This is a genomic window from Methylotuvimicrobium buryatense 5G (assembly GCF_000341735.1).
GTDB lineage: Bacteria > Pseudomonadota > Gammaproteobacteria > Methylococcales > Methylomonadaceae > Methylotuvimicrobium > Methylotuvimicrobium buryatense.
This window is the reverse complement of record NZ_KB455575.1, coordinates 670,972-689,465: the sequence shown is the minus strand read 5'-3', so window position 1 is coordinate 689,465 and position 18,494 is coordinate 670,972. Positions and strand designations below refer to the sequence as shown.

The window sequence follows — 18,494 nt, the reverse complement described above, 5'->3', positions numbered from 1 at the left end:
TCTTAACCCTCCGCTTCCGGCCGCAGCCTGTCGGCCAAAGCATAACCGTAACGGCGCAACAAACGCCGGGCGCTACCGACTTGGCTCTCGTAAAAACCGTAAAAACGCTGTCGGCCTTCTTTATTAAGCAAACACCGGCCTTTATCGTCGCTGAAATGCTCGGCCCGCAAACGCCGCTCGCGAAACAAATGCCAAACCCATTGATCCATCAACGGCCGCAACGGCTCCATCAGATCGCAGGCCAAAGAATCCCGGCCGAAACTAACATCGTGATAAAAACCCAGCATCGGGTCTAAACCTACCCAATGGCAAGCCCTGACCGCATCGTAATGCAGCAGCGTATAACCCAAAGACAAACACGCGTTGACCGGGTCCGGCGGCGGACGCTTCTTACGGCCGGTAAAATTAAGCGAATCTGCGAACAAATGCCGGTAAGCGCCGAAACACGCCGCCGCTGCGCTACCTTCATAACCCCGCAATTCCGACAATGAAACGCCAAACGCATCGCCGCGTAACGTCCCGCCGATACCTTGCAAGGTATTCAGCGCGCCCGTCAAAGGCTTTCTCAAATCGGGACGCGCAGCCAAGGCATCCTGCAACAAACGCTGCTGCCCTCGCAACTTGGCCAATACCAACCACTTCGCCAGCGGACGCCGTGCTTCATCGCTCAAACTCATCCGGTACTGCCCTAACCTTCTAACCGCATCGCCATGCGGCTTAGCCGCCAACATCGCGGTCGCTTCGGTAGACCGCCCCGACAATACCAAAAAACCGATATTGCGTTGGGTCAACGCCCCCAACACCCGGCTTTCCAATTGAATATTGCCTCTCACTATTACGCGATCCAAAAGATGCAACGGAACCGTCCCTTTCTTTTGACCTGCTTCATAAAGCGCCAAAGCCTGGCCGTCGAGCTTGACCGCCAACTCCTTTCTATCCAAATACAAACTGCTCATCGTTCACCCCACATAAAAAAACGAACCGTCCTGAGGCAACACCGCCTTACCGAGCGTACGAATCGACTTCGGCCCGACCAACTTCAGCAAAATAAAGCGGTCTTCCACAGGATCGATAACCCCGGCAACTTCATCCAACAGCGCACGTTTTTCCGCCGGCGTCAAAAAACATTCGAACACCGACTTCTGCCCGCCGGACGCATAAGCGCGAAGCACATACAAAGCCTTGCGCAAACGCTTGTTGCAGGAAATATCGTAAGCCGCGAGATAAAGTTGCCGTTTTGTCATGGTTTGACAGCATAACGGCAAATTGTGGATATAAGGGGTTTGGCAAGCTTGCCGGGTTTGGGGGTGAGTGGTTAGCGGTGAATAGTGAATAGTGAATAGTGAATAGTGAATAGTGAATAGTGAATAGTGAATAGTGAATGGATTTGCAAGGCGCGTCGCGAGTTCCCGCACTAAAACGCTTTAGCCTGGAACACCTAATTACGGATGTACCAATGCTCGAAAAGTCTAAACCCTCTGTGGGAGCGACGCCTTCGTCGCGATATCGAAGCCGCTGCCGCCAAACAACCGTTGTCGTTTTCGAAGGCTACAACGTTTAACTCATTGGATTTCTGTGCTTAGGCATTGCGACTTCGATTCCGTTATTCGATTTTTGGCATTATCGGCCTCGACAATCGCGATCTGGGGATCGCTCCCACCATGTGGCTTTTATACTCAGCAATAAATTCAGCAACGGTGGGCGCGTCGCGAGTTCCCGCACTAAAACGCTTTAGCCTGGAACACCTAATTACGGATGTACCAATGATCGAAAAGTCTAGACCCTCTGTGGGAGCGACGCCTTCGTCGCGATATCGAAGCCGCTGCCGCCAAACAACCGTTGTCGTTTTCGAAGGCTACAACGTTTAACTCATTGGATTTCTGTGCTTAGGCGTTGCGTCTTCGATTCCGTTATTCGTTTTTTGGCATTACCGGCCTCGACAATCGCGATCTGGGGATCGCTCCCACTAAAGCGATTATCGTTCCAACGCTCTGCGTTGGAATGCATCCCGCAACGCTCCAGCGTTGCGAATCCAATTTAACGGAAAGAGGCGAAACGCCGCTAGACCGGCACGCCTAAAAGCATTTATAGCACAGAGCGCAGACGAAAAATAAAACGCTCCGCCGTTTCATCAACAATGCGGAGCGCGGGATTAAAGGAAGGAAAAGCAACAGAAAAAAATCAATCTACGACCACCGTAGGCGGTACATTGACTTCCTGCTTCAATTCGGCGGCCTCATAACTGTAAATAGCCGGATTATAAGCTTTATTCACATATTCGATAGTCAACGGAATCTCGGTTTCTTCACCCGCATGCGCATAACTGTGAATGGCTTGCCCGTATGCTCTATTGACATAGATCAGAGTCGGTTTCAGAGATACCACGCCGGCTTGTTTGCTTAAATAACTATATATATTGTGATTGATCGATTTGGATTGATAAATGAATTGGGGTTGATGTTCCGTTTCGGCATTCATTCTCGCTTCCGCACTTAATGGCGCCATGCCGATCAATGCTGCGGCCAATGCTACCGACACAGTGTTTTGGGTTCTTCCTGTTTTTGTTTTCATTGTTGTGAACCTCATTTTGTTAAGAGCACATCTGAGACTCAAGACTTGCGGCTGAGGTTCCAATGAAAATTCAACGCTGTTTACAGCAACAGGGTCAAGATACCCATAGCGCCATGATGCCTGACTATATTCCGTTAAACCTGATTCGCAACGCAGGAGCGTTGCGGGATGCATTCCCACGCAGAGCGTGGGAACGATGAAAGTGCACTCCGTACCCTTTTTTACTCTCAAATGGGGAATTGCTGCTATGTAGATTGCTCGTAATTATGGCTCTTCCGAACTTGCCGTGGTAATAGCGGATCGACACCGAATAAAAAAAGAAGATTTTCTTTAAGCAGATGGTATTAAATGTAATTTATTCATTAAGAATTAGCTTTGTCACTAATCTTTCAAATTACCACGGGAAATCCGGAAGAGCCGTAATTATTCACATCCCCCTATCGTTCCCACGCTCCAGCGTGGGAATGCAGCCCGAGACGCTGGAGCGGTACTCAGGCAAAACCGTGCTAAACATCAACAGAGATCCAAGTCTTAATCCCTTCTTAATAGTAATTATTTACAGCCCTTATCGTTCCCACGCTCCGGCGTGGGAATGAAGACCGAGACGCTCTAGCGTCTCGTACCGCTGGAACGGTACTCAGGCATTCCCACGCAGAGCGTGGGAACGATAAAAATAATCAAAAAAACCGCAGTCTTAATCCCTTATTAATAAAGCCTGGTATTCAAATTTGAAGAAATTTGGACAGACTGGCAAGAAACCTTAGTCTTAATCCCTTCTTAATAAGGTCTGGTATTCAAATCCATCAACTCCGCCTGTCCAGCAAACCCGACTACAGTCTTAATCCCTTCTTAATAAGGTCTGGTATTCAAATAACATTCGCCCACCTCAACGAGGCCCCGGAAGAAGTCTTAATCCCTTCTTAATAAGGTCTGGTATTCAAATCATTTCAGCCTTAAGCTTAAGTTAATGTGGCGTCTTAATCCCTTCTTAATAAGGTCTGGTATTCAAATCGCCCAACAATCCAGGCTCTCGGCCCTGCCGACGTCTTAATCCCTTCTTAATAAGGTCTGGTATTCAAATACGGATGGCTTTCTAATACCATTAATTAAAGAGGGTCTTAATCCCTTCTTAATAAGGTCTGGTATTCAAATTATTAAAATAAACGGTAAAGGTTTAATCTAATACGTCTTAATCCCTTCTTAATAAGGTCTGGTATTCAAATGGTAAAGTAATTTCCCACTTTACGGCGGACGGATTGTCTTAATCCCTTCTTAATAAGGTCTGGTATTCAAATAAATGGATTTGCCACCTGTTTGCAGTTCGTCTTAATCCCTTCTTAATAAGGTCTGGTATTCAAATCGATATAATAAAAAATGGGCGTGTAATCGCTCACGTCTTAATCCCTTCTTAATAAGGTCTGGTATTCAAATAATGACATCCAATGATATTGAAATCGAAATTGCGTCTTAATCCCTTCTTAATAAGGTCTGGTATTCAAATGAGTGGGACAACCATCGTTACTCGAAATCATGTCTTAATCCCTTCTTAATAAGGTCTGGTATTCAAATTGTGCCGTTCGACGCATGGCGCGGCAACGTGTGTCTTAATCCCTTCTTAATAAGGTCTGGTATTCAAATTGAACATCATGAAAAGCTTCAACGAAACCACCAGTCTTAATCCCTTCTTAATAAGGTCTGGTATTCAAATTTGACGGGCTAGAAAAATTGTTGCTTGTTTTAGGTCTTAATCCCTTCTTAATAAGGTCTGGTATTCAAATTATTGTTAAAGGTGTCAATGCTCAAGCTATGTCTTAATCCCTTCTTAATAAGGTCTGGTATTCAAATGTATAACCTAAACTTTATATATATATATATGTCTTAATCCCTTCTTAATAAGGTCTGGTATTCAAATCTACTTGTTGCGCGAATCTTTCCCGGATTTGTCTTAATCCCTTCTTAATAAGGTCTGGTATTCAAATATCTAATAATGAACTATTCACACAAATAATAGGTCTTAATCCCTTCTTAATAAGGTCTGGTATTCAAATAGCTCGCCTCTGTTCTCCTTTTGTTATCAATGGGTTGCAAAGGGGGTTGGCGGGATTTTCGGCTTTTGAAAAGTTAATTGCTTTCATCTGATCCATTCCGTCAATTTTTGCGATAAATGCGCCAAACTTCGATGCGCGCAAATGGCGATGCCGAGATCGTGCGCTCGCTGCAGATCGTATTTATTCGGCGGGTTGTAGCTTACCAGCATTGCGCGGGCTTGTAACCCTCCCAATAGATCCTTGAGGCTATCGAGTTTGTACAATGCCTGGGTATTTTTGTTGTTGACCGGATTTTTGTCGTGATGGGTTTTGCATTCTATGATGTATAGCCGGTTGTCCTTGAGCAGCGCGATATCCATTTCATTCCTGATAGGCGGCTTCCTGTGGTTGCGTTCGACCTCGATGCCTCGGCCCACGTCTTGCAATACTAGAGTTTTTTTCAGGTTTAGGCAGATGCCCCATACATGTTGTTCCAACCAACCGCCGTTGATGTAAAAGCGTGTTTCCTCGCTGGGAAAGATTAGTTGGCCGCTTTTTAATTCGAGTAAGCGATGGTCTTGGAATAATCCGATCAAATTTTCGAGCTGGCGGTAATTTTGATGCTTCGGGTCCAGTGCAACTGTCAGCGCGGGTTTTGCTTTTGCCGCGTAAGCATTGAGCACACGCAACGGTTCGGTGTAGGTTTCCGCGTTTAGGATCAGAGTTTTTGTCAATTCCCGGAAGCGTCGCGGCACGCCGTATTTATCGCCTTGGGCGGTCACTTCGGCACCGAAGGCTTTTAGAAACTCCGGCAGTTTTAGGCGATCGGCCAGGTTCCCGCCAGGTTGATCCGCCGGATGCATCCAGATTATTCGGTCGTACTCCGGGTGTACATAAAAAATCGGCTTATCGAATTCACGAAAGACTTCATAGGCTGCAATACTCATCGGTTTGGTGCCGCCGGTGGCGTTGAGCGCGATGTTTTCATGATGCACGGCGAGCAAATCGACAACTTGATCGCGAATGTGTTCGATATCCCAGGCGTTTTCGACCGGCCAACGAGTTATATTGCCTACCCTGCTTCGGATCACCGATTCCAACCAATCGGCGCGTTGCCGCATATCGGCGCTGACCAGCATAATGACTTTCCGGGGCCGGTATTGCTCATCGAGTATCGGCGTGATGTTGGGCACGGCTTGGGCTGAGATTAGGATGAGATGGGTATCGATGTTCATGGTGTTTTTGGGGTTGATATTCTTGTTCAGTTGGGCTTAGGGCCAACCGCCGTGGGCCGATAGGGTTTTGAGCTAGGTTGTCGAAAAAAGCCGCTTTTAGCAAAGTGCCGTGTTCCCGCTTTTTAAACTCAAAAAATTTTGGAATTTGTGTAATTATTCACATCCCACTATCGTTCCCACGCTCCAGCGTGGGAACGAAGACTGAGACGCTCTAGCGTCTCGTACCGCTGGAGCGGTACTCAAGCATTCCCACGCAGAGCGTGGGAACGATAATTTTATTTATTTTTTGCTTTTTCAAAAGGGGTTGCCGAACTCCGGTTTGTTTTGATAGCCGGTGTTTTTATACAAACTTAGACTTTGGGCTTCCCCTCACCTAGCGTTAGGTGAGGAGCGATCTGGGGATCGCTCCCACAACAGCTTAGCCTTGCCGGCTGAGTGTTTCATATATTTCGCTATCGCATTGCTTTAACAGTGCTTCTTTCTGCTTGCCCGGTAAAAAAGCATGAATGAAGCTTTGCTTGATCATCGCAAGAGCGTCCCATTGCGTTAATTTACCCTCGCTCATCCTGGCCGCCGTTAAATATTCGCGGCTCAGCGTAGTAAGACTTATACCTGGATTGTCGGTGCATAACGTCAACGGCAAGCCTTCCCGCCACAATGCCATTAATGGATAAGGCTTGCAGCCTTCGCTTTCCGGCCATTGCGGGTCTTGAAAGCCGACTACTTCGCGGTTGGAGGTCGGGCACAATTCCAAACAAATATCACGATTACGAAACCGTTGCGCCAGCGGCGGATTGTCATTTAATGTCAGACCATGACCTATCCGATCCGCATGCAAATGATAGGCGGCTTGCCAGATCGATTCGGCAGGTTGGCCTTCTCCGGCATGGATAGTAATCGGTAGGCATTGTTCGAATGCCGGCGTAAACAATCCGGCGATTTCCGAGGGCCGAGTTTGCTGTTCGTCGCCGGCCATGTCCAGTCCGACCACAAAATCAGGCCATTGATGTTGCGCCGTGATTGCCAATTCAATGGTTTTTTGCAGTCTTGCCGTTCGGTCTCCTTCAATATCGCGCCGGTCTGCGATCACGATAAAGCGAAATTGCGGTTTCTTACCGTCCGGCAAGCTTGTCAGTGCTTTTTTCAGGGCGCTATAAAAACACTCCAGAAACACCAGACCATCGCCATATTTCTGGGGACTTCCACGCAATTCGATATAGGCAAGACCTTCTTGCACGGCTTGTTCGACGATGGCTTGAGCGTACGGTTCGATCGCCGCAGGATGACTTAATATCGCGGAACCGGTGAGTTCGCCGGGCCGTTCGTAGGCTGCAAATTTTTGCGGATGCCGGCTCGTTAATGCGATGCGCGGTTCGGTACAACGCCAGAGGTTGTTTTGCAGTTGTTCGTCGTCGGCATACCTTAGCAACGCGGCGCTGTTATGACTGCGAACGCCTTGGTTTTTCAAAGATTCCGGCCATTCCCAAGGCCATTCAATGCTTTGCAGCAAGGGCCGACAATGGCCTCTCGCTCGTTGTTGTTCCTGTTGCGTCATGTTTTGCCAGACTGCATCGGCAACCCGGCGCTGGGCTTTTAGATTCAAACAGCCGCCGATATGCCGATGCAAGTCGGCTTTCGGCAGCATATCCAGCCAATCGAGATGTCGTGCATCGAGCGGCACGGTTCTAAGCTGTTCTATCGTTCTCGGCGGCAACCGGTAAAGACTGCGCCAGTTTTCGTGATGTTCGCTTCGGCCGAGTTCGGATAGATAATTGCCTAGCAAGCGGCTGCCGTGTTGTTCGCGTTTTTTCAGTTCTTGCACCAACGATAGCGTATCGACCGCCCAAACTTCCGACAAACCCGACTGCGGTAGCGGCAATGAAAAGGCTTCGGTGGCGATGGCTTCAGTCCGGTCCATGCGCAAATCCAGCAAATCGCTGCGCTGGGTTTTGCCGGTAATGAGCGGTGTAACGGCATGACAGCAGTCCGTATCGAAGGGCCGAGTAAACAATTCCGGCGCCGCGTCTTGTAATGCTTTGGGCATGGCTTTGAAATCTTTGCCGACCACATGCAGCAATGCTTGACAACCGAATAAACCCGCCGCCCATTGCAAATCGGCACTCATCGTTTTGCGTCCGCCGGCCAGCGATAGGACGACTTGTCCGCCCCGGGCTTCGGCGTGTGCTTTCAAACAGGCGCGAGCGATCAATTCACGCATCCGTTCGCATTCCGCTTGAGTGGCCAGTTCGTCGGTATCGGCTGCTTGCCAGATACGCAATGTCATGGGTTTTGTCAGTAGCCGGCTCCATAGGGTCAATGAACTTAGGCTTTTTTGGGTGACTTCGCCTTGCGTGGTGCACAGCCAGATTTCGTCCGGGACTTGTAAGCCGTATTCGTTTCGGAGTCGTTCGAAAGATTCGTTGTCGGGATGTTCGGCATACAGCGGCAAGCGGTCCGGCGCCAAAAAGCCGTAAACTTCGGGAACCACGGCCCAACTGGCGCCAAGGGTCATGAGTACGATGTTTTTCATTGATTGATCATTTGGGAGAGGCGCTATTGTGAAAGGTGCGGGTGTCGCTCCCACAGTAGCTGCGCTCAGCCACCAAGTCTTCTATTGATAAGTTTACAAGTCATAACTTTGCGGCAATTGCGGCGGCATGTCTTTGATCCCGACTCGGCGGCTTTCGATCAGCAGCATCGGTAGGAAGAGCCTTTCCAGCCAGTCCGCCAGTTGCAGCCAATGCGACTGCTGAACGGGCTCGAAGCCGTGCGCCAGGATCGATTGATTGCGGCTTTTGATTTGATTGAGCAAGTTTTTTTCTTCAGCCTTGATAAATTCGGCGGCCGCGCCTTGGGTTTTAACCTTGACCAACTGCCAGGCCTGAAACAAGCCGGCTTGATAGATTCCTTCTCTATTGGCCGTCAGCTCCATGCCGGCGGGAATTTCGGCTTTCGCGATGTTGGACGTATCGATGCCGCAATGCGATTTCAGCAGCCATTGCGCGGTCCATTCGATCAAGCGGTAAACCCGCGCGACGGCATCGTCGTAGCGACCTTGCGCGGCGCGGCGTCGGGCATTGAGATACAAGTCGAGCAGTTGCGCCGGCTCGCGTTTTTCCGGCCGTTGGTCGCGCAAACGCATTGCTATCGACAAATAGGCTCTAAGTTCGTTCGGCAATCCGGGCGCGTAGTTTTGCAGCAGATCGAGCGCGGTTTGATGGTTGAAGTTGTCCCATTCGGCAAAAGCGCGGCTCAAGTCGCGAAAACGCGTGAAACGACTGCGTAATTGCGCACTGCCCGGCGCTTTAATGTCTTTGAGCCCGGCCTCGGCTTCGCCGTAAGCGAAACGGCTCCAAGCTTGACGATATGGCGAAATTTGCCGTTCGAAACGGATGTGTTCGATGTTGGCCAAGGCCGCGTATTGCGAGCCGTCATGTACCTTGATCAAATCGGCCCGGCTGCCGGTCACTAATTGCAATTGGATGTCCTGCCGCTCCATCGCCGCCATAACCAGTCCGGCGCTCATCGATTTGGTCCCGCCGGTGTAATCGGCCATGATCGACGCGTTCGGAAACCGCCGCACCAATCCGTCCAAGGCTCGATTGCAATCGGCGTAGATTTGGTCCAAGTCGTCCGATAAAGTCGTACACAGGTCGTATTGCTCCGGCGTCAATCCGGTTTGTGCCGGAATGTTGGGCAGACTGGGTTTGTCGTCCTTGGGCTCGGCTTTGATGCAATTGCCGCTACCGGTAATTTGCACGACGGAACCGGGCCGTCCGGTCGCGGGGTCTTTGTCGGTGCAAATGAACAAAACGAAGTCGGGGCGTAAGTCGTTGATGGCGGTTACGATCGGCTGATGACTGCCGCCGACGGTGCAGATTAGGATTTGGGTCATGGTTTGATTATTTTTAGTTGTGAATCATCGTTCCCACGCTCTGCGTGGGAATGCAGCCCGAACCGCTCTGCGGTTCGGGGACGCTAGAGCGTCCCTGTCAAGGTCCCACGGTCCTCCTTACGAACGCAAACATTGGCTGCCGAAGCAAAATTGGTATGCATTCCCACGGAGGACCGTGGGAACGAGGATAAAGATCAATCCTGTAGATAGGCAAGCACTTTTAAGCTGCGTTGTTTCAATTTCATTTTTTGCTTATTCGTTCCCTCGAAATCCGGAAGCCATTTGCCTGCATCGACCATTAACTCTTTGATTTTTTGAGCAATGCTTTTGGCGTCTTCTCCCTGCCATCGGTCCGATTCCAAGGCTTGCAACAAGCGGGTGTCGTGTTCTTGTTGTTGAAACGGTTTTAGGAATTCTTCGACTTCCCGGTCTATCGGGCTTAACGCTGCGAGACGTTGTTGCTCCGTTTCTTGTTGCAGTCGAATTTCCTCTGAGCGTTGTTGTTCGGCCTGTTTTCTTGCTTCTTCTTGTTGTTGCCGTAATTCAGCTTGTTGTTTGAGTGCGTTTTGTTTGGCCGATTGCCGCTGCAGCCAATCGATTACGTCTTGATTGCCTCGTTCCAGCCAGTTTTGCAGTTGACTATCCGGGGTTTTCGGATCGATTTCGACCAAGAGCCATCCGAATGGCAGCAGATTGGTTCGATTGCCGATGTCATCGGCGGCAAGCCACCAGGTTTTGGGTTGATTTTCCCAGGTGTCTGGCTTTTTCTTTTGATTATTGATTCTAATGCTGCGAACACCATTTAGCGTCAATGCCTCACCACCACTATGCTTCCCCACCCGCAATAAGAAAGCCTCTCCATCATCCAAACGCTTCAATAACCGATCGATAAACAGTTGCTCAACGTGAGTTAACCAACTTTTATCAAGATAATTGCGTTTTTTCATGTCAGAAATTTCTTGTTCGAGCAATGTTTTATAAAACTTATTACAAGCATGTGCAATTTGCCCTATCGACCAATGCAAATCTTTTAGCGGGAGTTTTTGCGCAGATTTATTGATCGAATCGGTAATGTGGAGCGTCAATGAACCTGAAAACCCTTGGTAATGTTCATGAGTAATACACTCCATTAATTGATATAACCCTTTTTTCTCGGCACTTGAGTCTAATAATTTGCCATCTATTTCTACGGGTTCACGTTTACGATTGACGGCAAATTGCACTTGACATGCCGGCTTATTTTCATTGCCTTGCCAACTTGCGTCGCCAATTAATATAAGTCGCATCGGGTCGGTTTGAAAACTGCCACCCAAAAGCTCCTCTTGTAAATCTTTGTGTTTTTTATGCCGTGTCGATTGTCCATTATTAATTGAATCCAGCATTGCAGTTCTAATAGCTCCTTTAATACTCGATCCGGGCAACATTGGTACCCCATTTGCCGAATTGAAAAAGGTCCGCTCAATTTCAAGTTTGTTAATGACTCGGCCATTTTTTTCACGGTTTTTGGTTTTGCCTACACTGTTTAAATAGTGCCTTATTGCCCCGCTTGAAACTGGAATCGGCGGCTTGGCAAAGGCCAGTAGTTTCTCCCGATGGTTATGAAAGAAAGATTGCACCTTGGTTAGCATCGTGTCATCGGGCTTGCCGTTGACGATAGCCAATAATTGTTGTCTGTCGCTGTCGCTCAAACCAGCCAGCGCAGCCCGGCTATCGAAACTGTATAAAGCCCCTGCTTCATCGTCAATAACATAATTACCCGGCTCGTAGCTTTCATCGGCGCCAATGTGAATGGGCGATAACGGTGTGTATTTCAGCGTGTAGTGATTCAAAAAATGTGTCATGAACATTCCTTGGCTTGAAAATTGACGGCTATGACGGGAGCATAGCCTTGATGTACCGTGGCGGGCAGCGTTTTCGAGAGCTCGCCGTTGCCGCCGATGCCTTGGCCGATAAAGCCGGACGCAGGAGGATTCGTAGCCATTATCGCGGCGGTTTGCGCCAATAGAATCGGATTTTTAAACGGTTTACCTTCTTGGTGGACGGCAATATCGCCGTGCCTGCCAAATCGGGTGAAGAGTTGATAATAGCTGCGTTCAGGCGCAAAGCCCAAGCCTTGCGGGGCGCATGGCGCGAGCGTCAAACTGCTATTGGCATCGGCTTGAGAAGGTAACTCGGCGGCTTGAAATGCTTCCAGCTTGAATTTACCAAGTCCGATGCTGGCATCGCGTCCGAAGCCGAATTCGCCAATATCGGTCAGGCAATTTTGATAATCCTCCGCGCTCAACCGCTCGGTATCCAATAGCACATAGATATGCCAACGCAGACCGGGAATGAACCATTCCTGTTCGATGCTATACGGAGCAAAACCTCCCTCGCCTGTCGTATTGCTTCGCCGGTCGATGGTATTGTGCGGCTGTGGATGTTTTTCGCTCAGCTTACCGAAGTCGCCGGCGATATCCGCCGCCGTTTTCGCCAAGCCCAACCATTCCGACACCGGTTTTTTGATTTCCGCTTCGGCTAGCCAACAACGCTTTTTGACGGCTTTTCGATCCGTTCCGTCGACCGGACGATAATAGCTAAACGGTAGTTTCGGTAACGGTAGATAACCTTGCGGAAAGGCATCGGATGCGACCGCGAACGGCCTGCCTTCAGTATAACCGTTTAATAGCTCGGTCAGGCTTGCTTCACCGAACCGGTTGCGAATCGCCCAACACAGTTGACCGAACAAGGTATCGCCTTTTAGCGGCGTCGCGAATGCCGACAACGGCGTAAGCGTCACACTAAAGCATTGCATCAGACGGCCTCTTTTAAATCGAGTTGTTCGAGTTCCGTTTGAATGTTTCGGCCTTCCAATTGCAAATCTCGAAAGGCGATTTTGCCGTAACCGCGCGATCCGGAACCGCCCAGGCCGGTCAATTCCAACAATTTCATGCCTTGCAGCACGGTAACGAGCAAGTTTTCATCGTCATGGACGCGTATCGTCAGATTGAAATCGAATTTGGCGGTTGCCGGGACGCGCTCGGTGTTGCGAGGATGTTCGGCCGTGCCTTTGATTCGGTCAATCATGTTTTCCATTTTGGTTTCCGTGAGCAGCAGGTTTTTGTCATCCATTTCTTTCGCCCACTCCGGGCATAACGAACAATCCCAGAACGATAGCCGGCTCGGGCCAATTTCAGCCAGTAGATCCGAAGCAATATCGCCATCGGGCGCGCCTCCGAACAATTTGACTAAGGCTTTCGCTTTATCCAGCACGTTGCCATCGAGTTTCTTCAAGTGTTTGAAGCTAAGCGGCTGCCCATCCGTTTGTCCGACCACGCCTAATTGCCATTCCAGGAGGCTACGCATTTTGCCTTTGATGCTGGAACCGGGAATATAAGGCTGTTGGGTAATAGGATTTTTGATAACCGGATTATCGGTGCCGCCAATGTGAATTTCGGTGTTGCCGCTGCCGATATGAAGACCGCTCAATAATTCGATTTGGCCGGTAAGTTTTTGTATTTTGGTAAGTTGCATTTTTTTGCCTCCGATCAATTTGGGCGTTCTTGTTTATAAAAGCCCATGAAGGCTTCCATGAATAATTTGAATGTGTGCAGGGTTTGAGCGCAGATGACTTGTTGTAACCCTTTATGGATCAAGTCAACAAAATTGTCATCGACTAACTTACGGCCTCTCGCATAAGCTGCCTTAGCGTTGATCATCCGAATAAAGGGTAAATAATCATCAAATTTTTCAGGATTTTGGCGTACCTTGCTGTCCCATAACACGATTTCGTCATAGAACTTTCTCAGTTGAGTCGGTTTATTATCGTTTTTTCTGGGATCATCACCCGCGATACGCTTGGCTGCCTGCAAGGCTATGCTGTTAAACAATTCCGGGTCGATTTTTTCGCCCGGTTTACCGATGTTTATATCCATGTTGTTCTCCTGTTTGTCAATGTCGCTTAAATTTGATTTCGCGCCGCTAGAGCGGCTCGGGCTTGCTCCCACGCCGGAGCGTGGGAGCCATGTCTTATGATTCTTATCGTTCACACGCTCCAGCGTGGGAATGCCTCCGGGGACGCTCCGCGTCCCGATGAACAGAGCCAGTCGGCTTCACCAAGGGTCTATCTCCAGCAGAGGCTCACCGCCAAAATAATTCGCCGCGCTCGAATAACGCCAATGCTCCGGCTTTGCAACATAACCCCGCTTGACCGGATTATGGTGAATGTAATCCAGCTTCTGCCTCATCATCGCTTCGTTGAGTACCAACTCGGCATGCGCGCCTTCTTGCCAGAACTGATAAGCTCTATCCGTTTTATGCGCTCGTTTCGCGAAACGAAGCCGGGTCAAGATACGTTCGACTTGATTCTCTTGCAGATAATCGATGATCTTCCGTGCCGTATAGGATTTGAAGCTGTTCAGGCATTTATCCAAGCGTTCCGACTGTGCGACGAAGTGCAGATGGTTTTCCAGTACGACGAAACCGTATAGTTTCAAGCCTTGCTCTTTGCGTTGATATTGCCAGCAATCGAGTAGTACCTGCACGGTCTCCGGACGCGTAAAGACCGGCAGCCATTCCAGTATGGTGCAAGTTAGAAAATGCGACTGGCCCGGTTCCGTGATCTTGTAGCGGCTTCTTCCCATAGCGTTCTCCTATCTCGACGCGGAGCGTCTTCGGATGCATTCCCACGCCGGAGCGTGGGAACGATGACGTATCTGCACGGTCTCCGGACGCGTGAAAACCGGAAGCCATTCCAGTATTGTGCAAGTTAGAAAATGCGACTGGCCCGGTTCCGTGATCTTGTAGCGGCTTCTTCCCATAGCGTTCTCCTATCTCGACGCGGAGCGTCTTCGGATGCATTCCCACGCCGGAGCGTGGGAACGATGAAATTTTTAATCGCGTTGCTGGTATAGGTGACAAAACAGCGCGACTCGATAATTACTGCCGTGCCGAATGATGCCGGCATTGGCGATTTCCTCGGCCAGTACCGCTTGTCGGCGTTTACGCTGTTCTTTATCGAGGTGTTTGTTGCGCTCCAGCATCCGCACGGTACGGTAAGCAAAGTAGCTATGCCAAATCGCGTTTTCCGGCTTTTCGTCGACCTTCTCGGCCATGTCAATCAGATTGAGCAGGCCGTAAACATAGCCGGTGCTTAAGTCCATGTCTTCGCTGAGTTCCTGCAATCGTTTTCGGCGGGTTGCCAAGGCGCTGAAATCTTCCCAAACCATGGCTTGATTAAAACAGTTGACGGCGTTTTTGGGCGAAGGCGCAACTTGACCGGGATTATGCGCTTTGGCTCGCTCCAGCGCATCCTCCGCCATTTCGCCCAGTTGATTAATCGGCAGGCCGGGCTTGGTGGTGCTGATACCTGCGGAAAAGTGTACTTCGGGATTGTGCGCGACGTATTCTTGGAAAGCTTGCCGCATTTTGCCGCCCAAATTTATCTGCGACAGCCAAGGACCTATCAGAAAAAAATCGTCGCCGCCGGCAAACACGGTATAGCAGTTGTCATATTCGGTTTGGCACAGCCATGGTAAATAAATCGTAAAGAATGCGTTGATTTGCCGGGACAAGGCGGCGGTTTTACTGAAACTGGTATCGTCTCCAAGTCCCGATTGAAAGATCATACCGAGATTATCGACATCGCCTTTTAAGGTCGAAAGTGCCGTAATGCCCTGCCAGCGATGGTTTTCCTGCAAGATTTGATCTTCGCAGGCAATATGATTGAGCGTTTTGGCATCGCCTAAATCCAGCTTGTCCTCGCCGGCATATTTGCCCAATAGCGCCTCTGCTTGCGCCTTGTCATCGAATTTCGGCACATAGGCATTGATCGTTCGTCTGGCATAACCGTTCCACAATGCACCATCCGCTGATTTCGGCAGCGAAAAATCCCAAGCCCTGAGCAGATTGCCGTTTTTGGCTTGTTCGCCGAATTTGCCTTGGATGTCTTCGTGTTCGGCAAAGCTGATATGGTAGCCGAACACCGGTATTTTCAGGGTGCTAGCCATATTCAGGGATTGCCGGGTAATCAGAATGCGTTCCCTGCGCGTCAACCATTCCCCGGTTTTCAGTTGATCCCAAGCCAATCGGCTAATACTGGTTTCTTGGTCGAGTTGCTCGCTGGCCGGCGATTTTCCGTCAATTTTGCAAACGCCATTGTCCTTGTCGAAACGATCGAGAAAATCTTTGAAAACAATCGGCGCCGCTGCATCGCCGCACAAATTCAGTCGTTGATTCTTGGCGGTTTCCAGTTGGTCGAATAACTTGGTAATCAATGCCTTATACGGACTCGACTCCCCTGGTTTGGCGCGGCAAAAATCGTTACACGAGGCATCCGTCCAAGCTAATCCGACCCCTGCTTGCCCCCAACTATGCTGTAAAAACCAGTCGTTTAATTCTTGTTGGACCTGTTGCAGTGTTTCGATGGTCGCCGACGTCTTCGGCGCCACGATCATGAACTTGCCGGCGGCGTTGATGACTTGGCTCGTGGATGGTAAAGCCAATGCATCCAAAACCTTGAGCGCCGCGCATTCGCTGAGCAATGAGACATAAAAAGAACGACCGCGCAGCAATTTGGCGGCTCGCTTGTTGGTTTCGCCGCCGCTGGCGAAAATGAAGTCCTGGATGCCAAAGAAGTCGCCCTGGATTAATAGGAATTTGGCTTCAGTCCAACTCATTTTTTGATCTCTTAAGGACTTGGTCGCCGCTTCATCGGTTCGGTTATTTTCGTGGTGATAACGCCATAAAGCGGTCGCCAAGGCAGCAGTTACACGAGAATGATCGTATAAAGATACATCAGGACGAACATTGAAGGCAGTAGCCGACGGTATCGCCTGAGTATAAACACCCCAAACGGTCTCAAAATGATCCAACCATAACGACCAGTTGTTACGGTGGGACTTAGGGAGCTTGGTTAATGCCTGAGTAAAGCCTTGCCAAAGCTGGTTGTATTCAGCTTGGGCTTTTTCTTTGTCGTTATGTTCATAGCCAGCGGCTTTGACAGGAAAAATGCTCTCGGGTGAAAGCGGTTTGAGCGAATAGCGGTAAACAAAATCGTGTTTATCCAGCTCGGTTTTATTGATTTGTTCAAATAAGGTCAGTTGTCTGGCAGTGTAATGATTTTTTCCGGTTGATGTGCCTTCTTCTGCTTCGTTGTAACGCTCGAACTCCTCCCTGTCAAAACCCGATGCCACGCGATCCGCCGTCGCGATGATCCATTGTAAAAAAGTCTCCGGCTTGTGATGCTTGGCTGCGGCATTGATAAACGAGTCATCGGCTTGCTTGGATTTCCACGAACCGAAAGGCGCGAAATCCGCTCCTTTCAATTCGGGCATGAACTCTTCGATCAAATCCATCGCCAAACCGGTATAGGCAGCATGGACATGACTGAACCAGCCTTTGTCATCGATATGATTTTTCCGATGCGGACAATAAAGCTGTTTGTTGGCGTCCAGTATTTCTTGGTTAACCGGTATCCTCGCTCGTTCGGCAAACTTACCCAAATCGTGTAAAAAAGCAGATAAGGCGATGCGGCTCGATTGATCCAATAATTTTCTTTTTTCGTGTTCTTGCATATTTATGACTCCTGATAATGTACCTGCCCCACTGCCAACGGTATCCAATACCCCGTTCTCGGCCTTTTACCGACTGCGGAAATCAGGTAGGGTTTGGCGTTGGCGCCTAGCGCTTCTTTTAGCCGGCTGTTGACTCCGGATTTTCTTTGTTCGAAAAAGGCTTTACTCATGCCTTCTTCAAGCGTTTTCAAGGTTCGGTCGGATAAGCCCAGTTCGCCGGCGATTTGCTTGTAGCTTTTTAGGTATTCGAACACGTATTCCAAGTCGGGCACGCCGTCGGACGGGCATGTGACCGGCGGCATGTTGTGCGCTTGCCGGTTGAGCAGCCATAGGTAAAACGCCAGTTCGACCGGTTTGAGTTTGATTGTGACGCCGTGGGCGCTCAGCGTTCTTTTTTTGAGGTCGATGGTCAATTCGGGCGGGCCGAGTTTTTGTTGCGCGTTGGCCACGGCGCGGCTGAAGCTGGTCTTACCTTCGAGTAGAGCCGGATCGAGTCCGTGGCGTAAGCGTACGAAGGCGATGTCGGCCAGGACGACTTCGGCGTGTTGCGTGTCCAGCGGTTTTCGAGTCGGGTCGTTGCCGTAGATGATTTGCGACCGCGGCGTCGGGTAATAAAACTGCGGATGCGATTCGTAGTCTGGCGATACCAGGACATGGCTGAGCCGGTCTTGCGAACGTCCGAACAACGACAGCGCATAGCCGGCGTAGAAGCCCATGGTTTTTCTGCCGCCGGCGATCGACACATGCAATTCGCGGATTGGGTCGGCGGTCAGTTTTCTGATCCATTCGGTGATGCCGTCGGCCATCGCTTGGTTGTCTTCGCGGCTGCGGATGTCTTGCAGCGGTTCGCCGCTGTCGCGTTGCAGTACATGGATGTCGCTTTCGTCAAAGGTCGGCATGGGCAAATCGTAGTCTTGATAGAAACGTTGTAACCAGCCGTCGTTGATCAGTGTGAGTTTGGCGCGTTGCCGGCCTTCGGCCGTGGTCAGGATATGGATGTGCGCCGGCATTTCGTCTTTTTGCTTGTGCAGTGCGTAGAGCGTTTCGGTAACGATTTGCGGTGTTAGTCCGGTGACGGCGAGTAAGGTTGTGTTCGGCATTGGGTTCTTCTTCTTTTTTTACAAGTTTTCGGTGCTTGGGCCGTGCGGCTTCGATGCCTTTGTTCGTTTTTCGGCATTATCGACCTCGATGATCGCGATCTGGGGATCGCTCC

General features: G+C 49.8%; 13 protein-coding genes and 1 CRISPR repeat array. All 13 genes read right to left on the bottom strand.

Annotated features, from left to right (window positions below; genetic code table 11):
• Positions 1-2 precede the first annotated feature (2 nt).
• The gene (gene cas1 / locus METBU_RS0103190) at positions 3-956 is read right to left on the bottom strand and encodes a CRISPR-associated endonuclease Cas1 (RefSeq protein ID WP_017839246.1); all 954 of its coding nucleotides are present in this window, start codon (positions 954-956) and stop codon (positions 3-5) included.
• Positions 957-959: 3 nt separating this feature from the next.
• Positions 960-1,244, bottom strand: a complete 285-nt coding sequence (cas2, locus tag METBU_RS0103185) for a CRISPR-associated endonuclease Cas2 (protein WP_017839245.1) — start codon at positions 1,242-1,244, stop codon at positions 960-962.
• 937 nt (positions 1,245-2,181) lie between these two features.
• Positions 2,182-2,571 carry a hypothetical protein gene (locus METBU_RS0103180; protein WP_235726372.1) on the bottom strand — a complete coding sequence of 130 codons (390 nt, stop codon included), beginning with the start codon at positions 2,569-2,571 and terminating at the stop codon, positions 2,182-2,184.
• A gap of 691 nt (positions 2,572-3,262) precedes the next feature.
• Positions 3,263-4,619: a CRISPR direct-repeat array (repeat unit 37 nt; unit sequence GTCTTAATCCCTTCTTAATAAGGTCTGGTATTCAAAT).
• 83 nt (positions 4,620-4,702) lie between these two features.
• Positions 4,703-5,833 (bottom strand): Card1-like endonuclease domain-containing protein, encoded by a 1,131-nt coding sequence (locus METBU_RS0103175; RefSeq protein WP_017839243.1) that lies wholly within the window; start codon positions 5,831-5,833, stop codon positions 4,703-4,705.
• A gap of 418 nt (positions 5,834-6,251) precedes the next feature.
• Positions 6,252-8,363 carry a CRISPR-associated ring nuclease gene (locus METBU_RS0103170; RefSeq protein WP_017839242.1) on the bottom strand — a complete coding sequence of 704 codons (2,112 nt, stop codon included), beginning with the start codon at positions 8,361-8,363 and terminating at the stop codon, positions 6,252-6,254.
• A 93-nt stretch (positions 8,364-8,456) separates the two neighbouring features.
• On the bottom strand, positions 8,457-9,728 hold the full coding sequence (locus METBU_RS0103165) for a TIGR02710 family CRISPR-associated CARF protein (RefSeq protein WP_017839241.1): 1,272 nt from the start codon (positions 9,726-9,728) through the stop codon (positions 8,457-8,459).
• 194 nt (positions 9,729-9,922) lie between these two features.
• A complete protein-coding gene (locus METBU_RS0103160) occupies positions 9,923-11,569 on the bottom strand; it encodes an RAMP superfamily CRISPR-associated protein (protein ID WP_017839240.1) in 1,647 nt (548 codons plus the stop codon).
• Positions 11,566-12,522 (bottom strand): type III-A CRISPR-associated RAMP protein Csm4, encoded by a 957-nt coding sequence (gene csm4, locus METBU_RS0103155; protein ID WP_017839239.1) that lies wholly within the window; start codon positions 12,520-12,522, stop codon positions 11,566-11,568. Before csm4 ends, METBU_RS0103160 begins: the two co-directional genes overlap by 4 nt.
• Positions 12,522-13,241 carry a type III-A CRISPR-associated RAMP protein Csm3 gene (gene csm3 / locus METBU_RS0103150; protein WP_026130002.1) on the bottom strand — a complete coding sequence of 240 codons (720 nt, stop codon included), beginning with the start codon at positions 13,239-13,241 and terminating at the stop codon, positions 12,522-12,524. Before csm3 ends, csm4 begins: the two co-directional genes overlap by 1 nt.
• A 14-nt stretch (positions 13,242-13,255) precedes the next feature.
• Positions 13,256-13,642 carry a type III-A CRISPR-associated protein Csm2 gene (gene csm2 / locus METBU_RS0103145; protein WP_017839237.1) on the bottom strand — a complete coding sequence of 129 codons (387 nt, stop codon included), beginning with the start codon at positions 13,640-13,642 and terminating at the stop codon, positions 13,256-13,258.
• Between the two features lie 177 nt (positions 13,643-13,819).
• On the bottom strand, positions 13,820-14,350 hold the full coding sequence (locus METBU_RS0103140) for an REP-associated tyrosine transposase (RefSeq protein WP_017839236.1): 531 nt from the start codon (positions 14,348-14,350) through the stop codon (positions 13,820-13,822).
• A 249-nt stretch (positions 14,351-14,599) separates the two neighbouring features.
• The gene (gene cas10, locus METBU_RS0103135) at positions 14,600-17,281 is read right to left on the bottom strand and encodes a type III-A CRISPR-associated protein Cas10/Csm1 (protein WP_017839235.1); all 2,682 of its coding nucleotides are present in this window, start codon (positions 17,279-17,281) and stop codon (positions 14,600-14,602) included.
• Positions 17,282-17,283: 2 nt separating this feature from the next.
• Positions 17,284-18,381, bottom strand: a complete 1,098-nt coding sequence (gene csm6, locus METBU_RS0103130; RefSeq protein WP_017839234.1) for a CRISPR-associated ring nuclease Csm6 — start codon at positions 18,379-18,381, stop codon at positions 17,284-17,286.
• Positions 18,382-18,494 lie beyond the last annotated feature (113 nt).

Coding starts and splice junctions, on each gene's coding strand:
- cas1 (WP_017839246.1), bottom strand. CDS start 956: ATGAGCAGTTTGTATTTGGATAGAAAGGAGTTGGCGGTCAAGCTCGAC.
- cas2 (WP_017839245.1), bottom strand. CDS start 1,244: ATGACAAAACGGCAACTTTATCTCGCGGCTTACGATATTTCCTGCAAC.
- METBU_RS0103180 (WP_235726372.1), bottom strand. CDS start 2,571: ATGAAAACAAAAACAGGAAGAACCCAAAACACTGTGTCGGTAGCATTG.
- METBU_RS0103175 (WP_017839243.1), bottom strand. CDS start 5,833: ATGAACATCGATACCCATCTCATCCTAATCTCAGCCCAAGCCGTGCCC.
- METBU_RS0103170 (WP_017839242.1), bottom strand. CDS start 8,363: ATGAAAAACATCGTACTCATGACCCTTGGCGCCAGTTGGGCCGTGGTT.
- METBU_RS0103165 (WP_017839241.1), bottom strand. CDS start 9,728: ATGACCCAAATCCTAATCTGCACCGTCGGCGGCAGTCATCAGCCGATC.
- METBU_RS0103160 (WP_017839240.1), bottom strand. CDS start 11,569: ATGACACATTTTTTGAATCACTACACGCTGAAATACACACCGTTATCG.
- csm4 (WP_017839239.1), bottom strand. CDS start 12,522: ATGCAATGCTTTAGTGTGACGCTTACGCCGTTGTCGGCATTCGCGACG.
- csm3 (WP_026130002.1), bottom strand. CDS start 13,241: ATGCAACTTACCAAAATACAAAAACTTACCGGCCAAATCGAATTATTG.
- csm2 (WP_017839237.1), bottom strand. CDS start 13,642: ATGGATATAAACATCGGTAAACCGGGCGAAAAAATCGACCCGGAATTG.
- METBU_RS0103140 (WP_017839236.1), bottom strand. CDS start 14,350: ATGGGAAGAAGCCGCTACAAGATCACGGAACCGGGCCAGTCGCATTTT.
- cas10 (WP_017839235.1), bottom strand. CDS start 17,281: ATGCAAGAACACGAAAAAAGAAAATTATTGGATCAATCGAGCCGCATC.
- csm6 (WP_017839234.1), bottom strand. CDS start 18,381: ATGCCGAACACAACCTTACTCGCCGTCACCGGACTAACACCGCAAATC.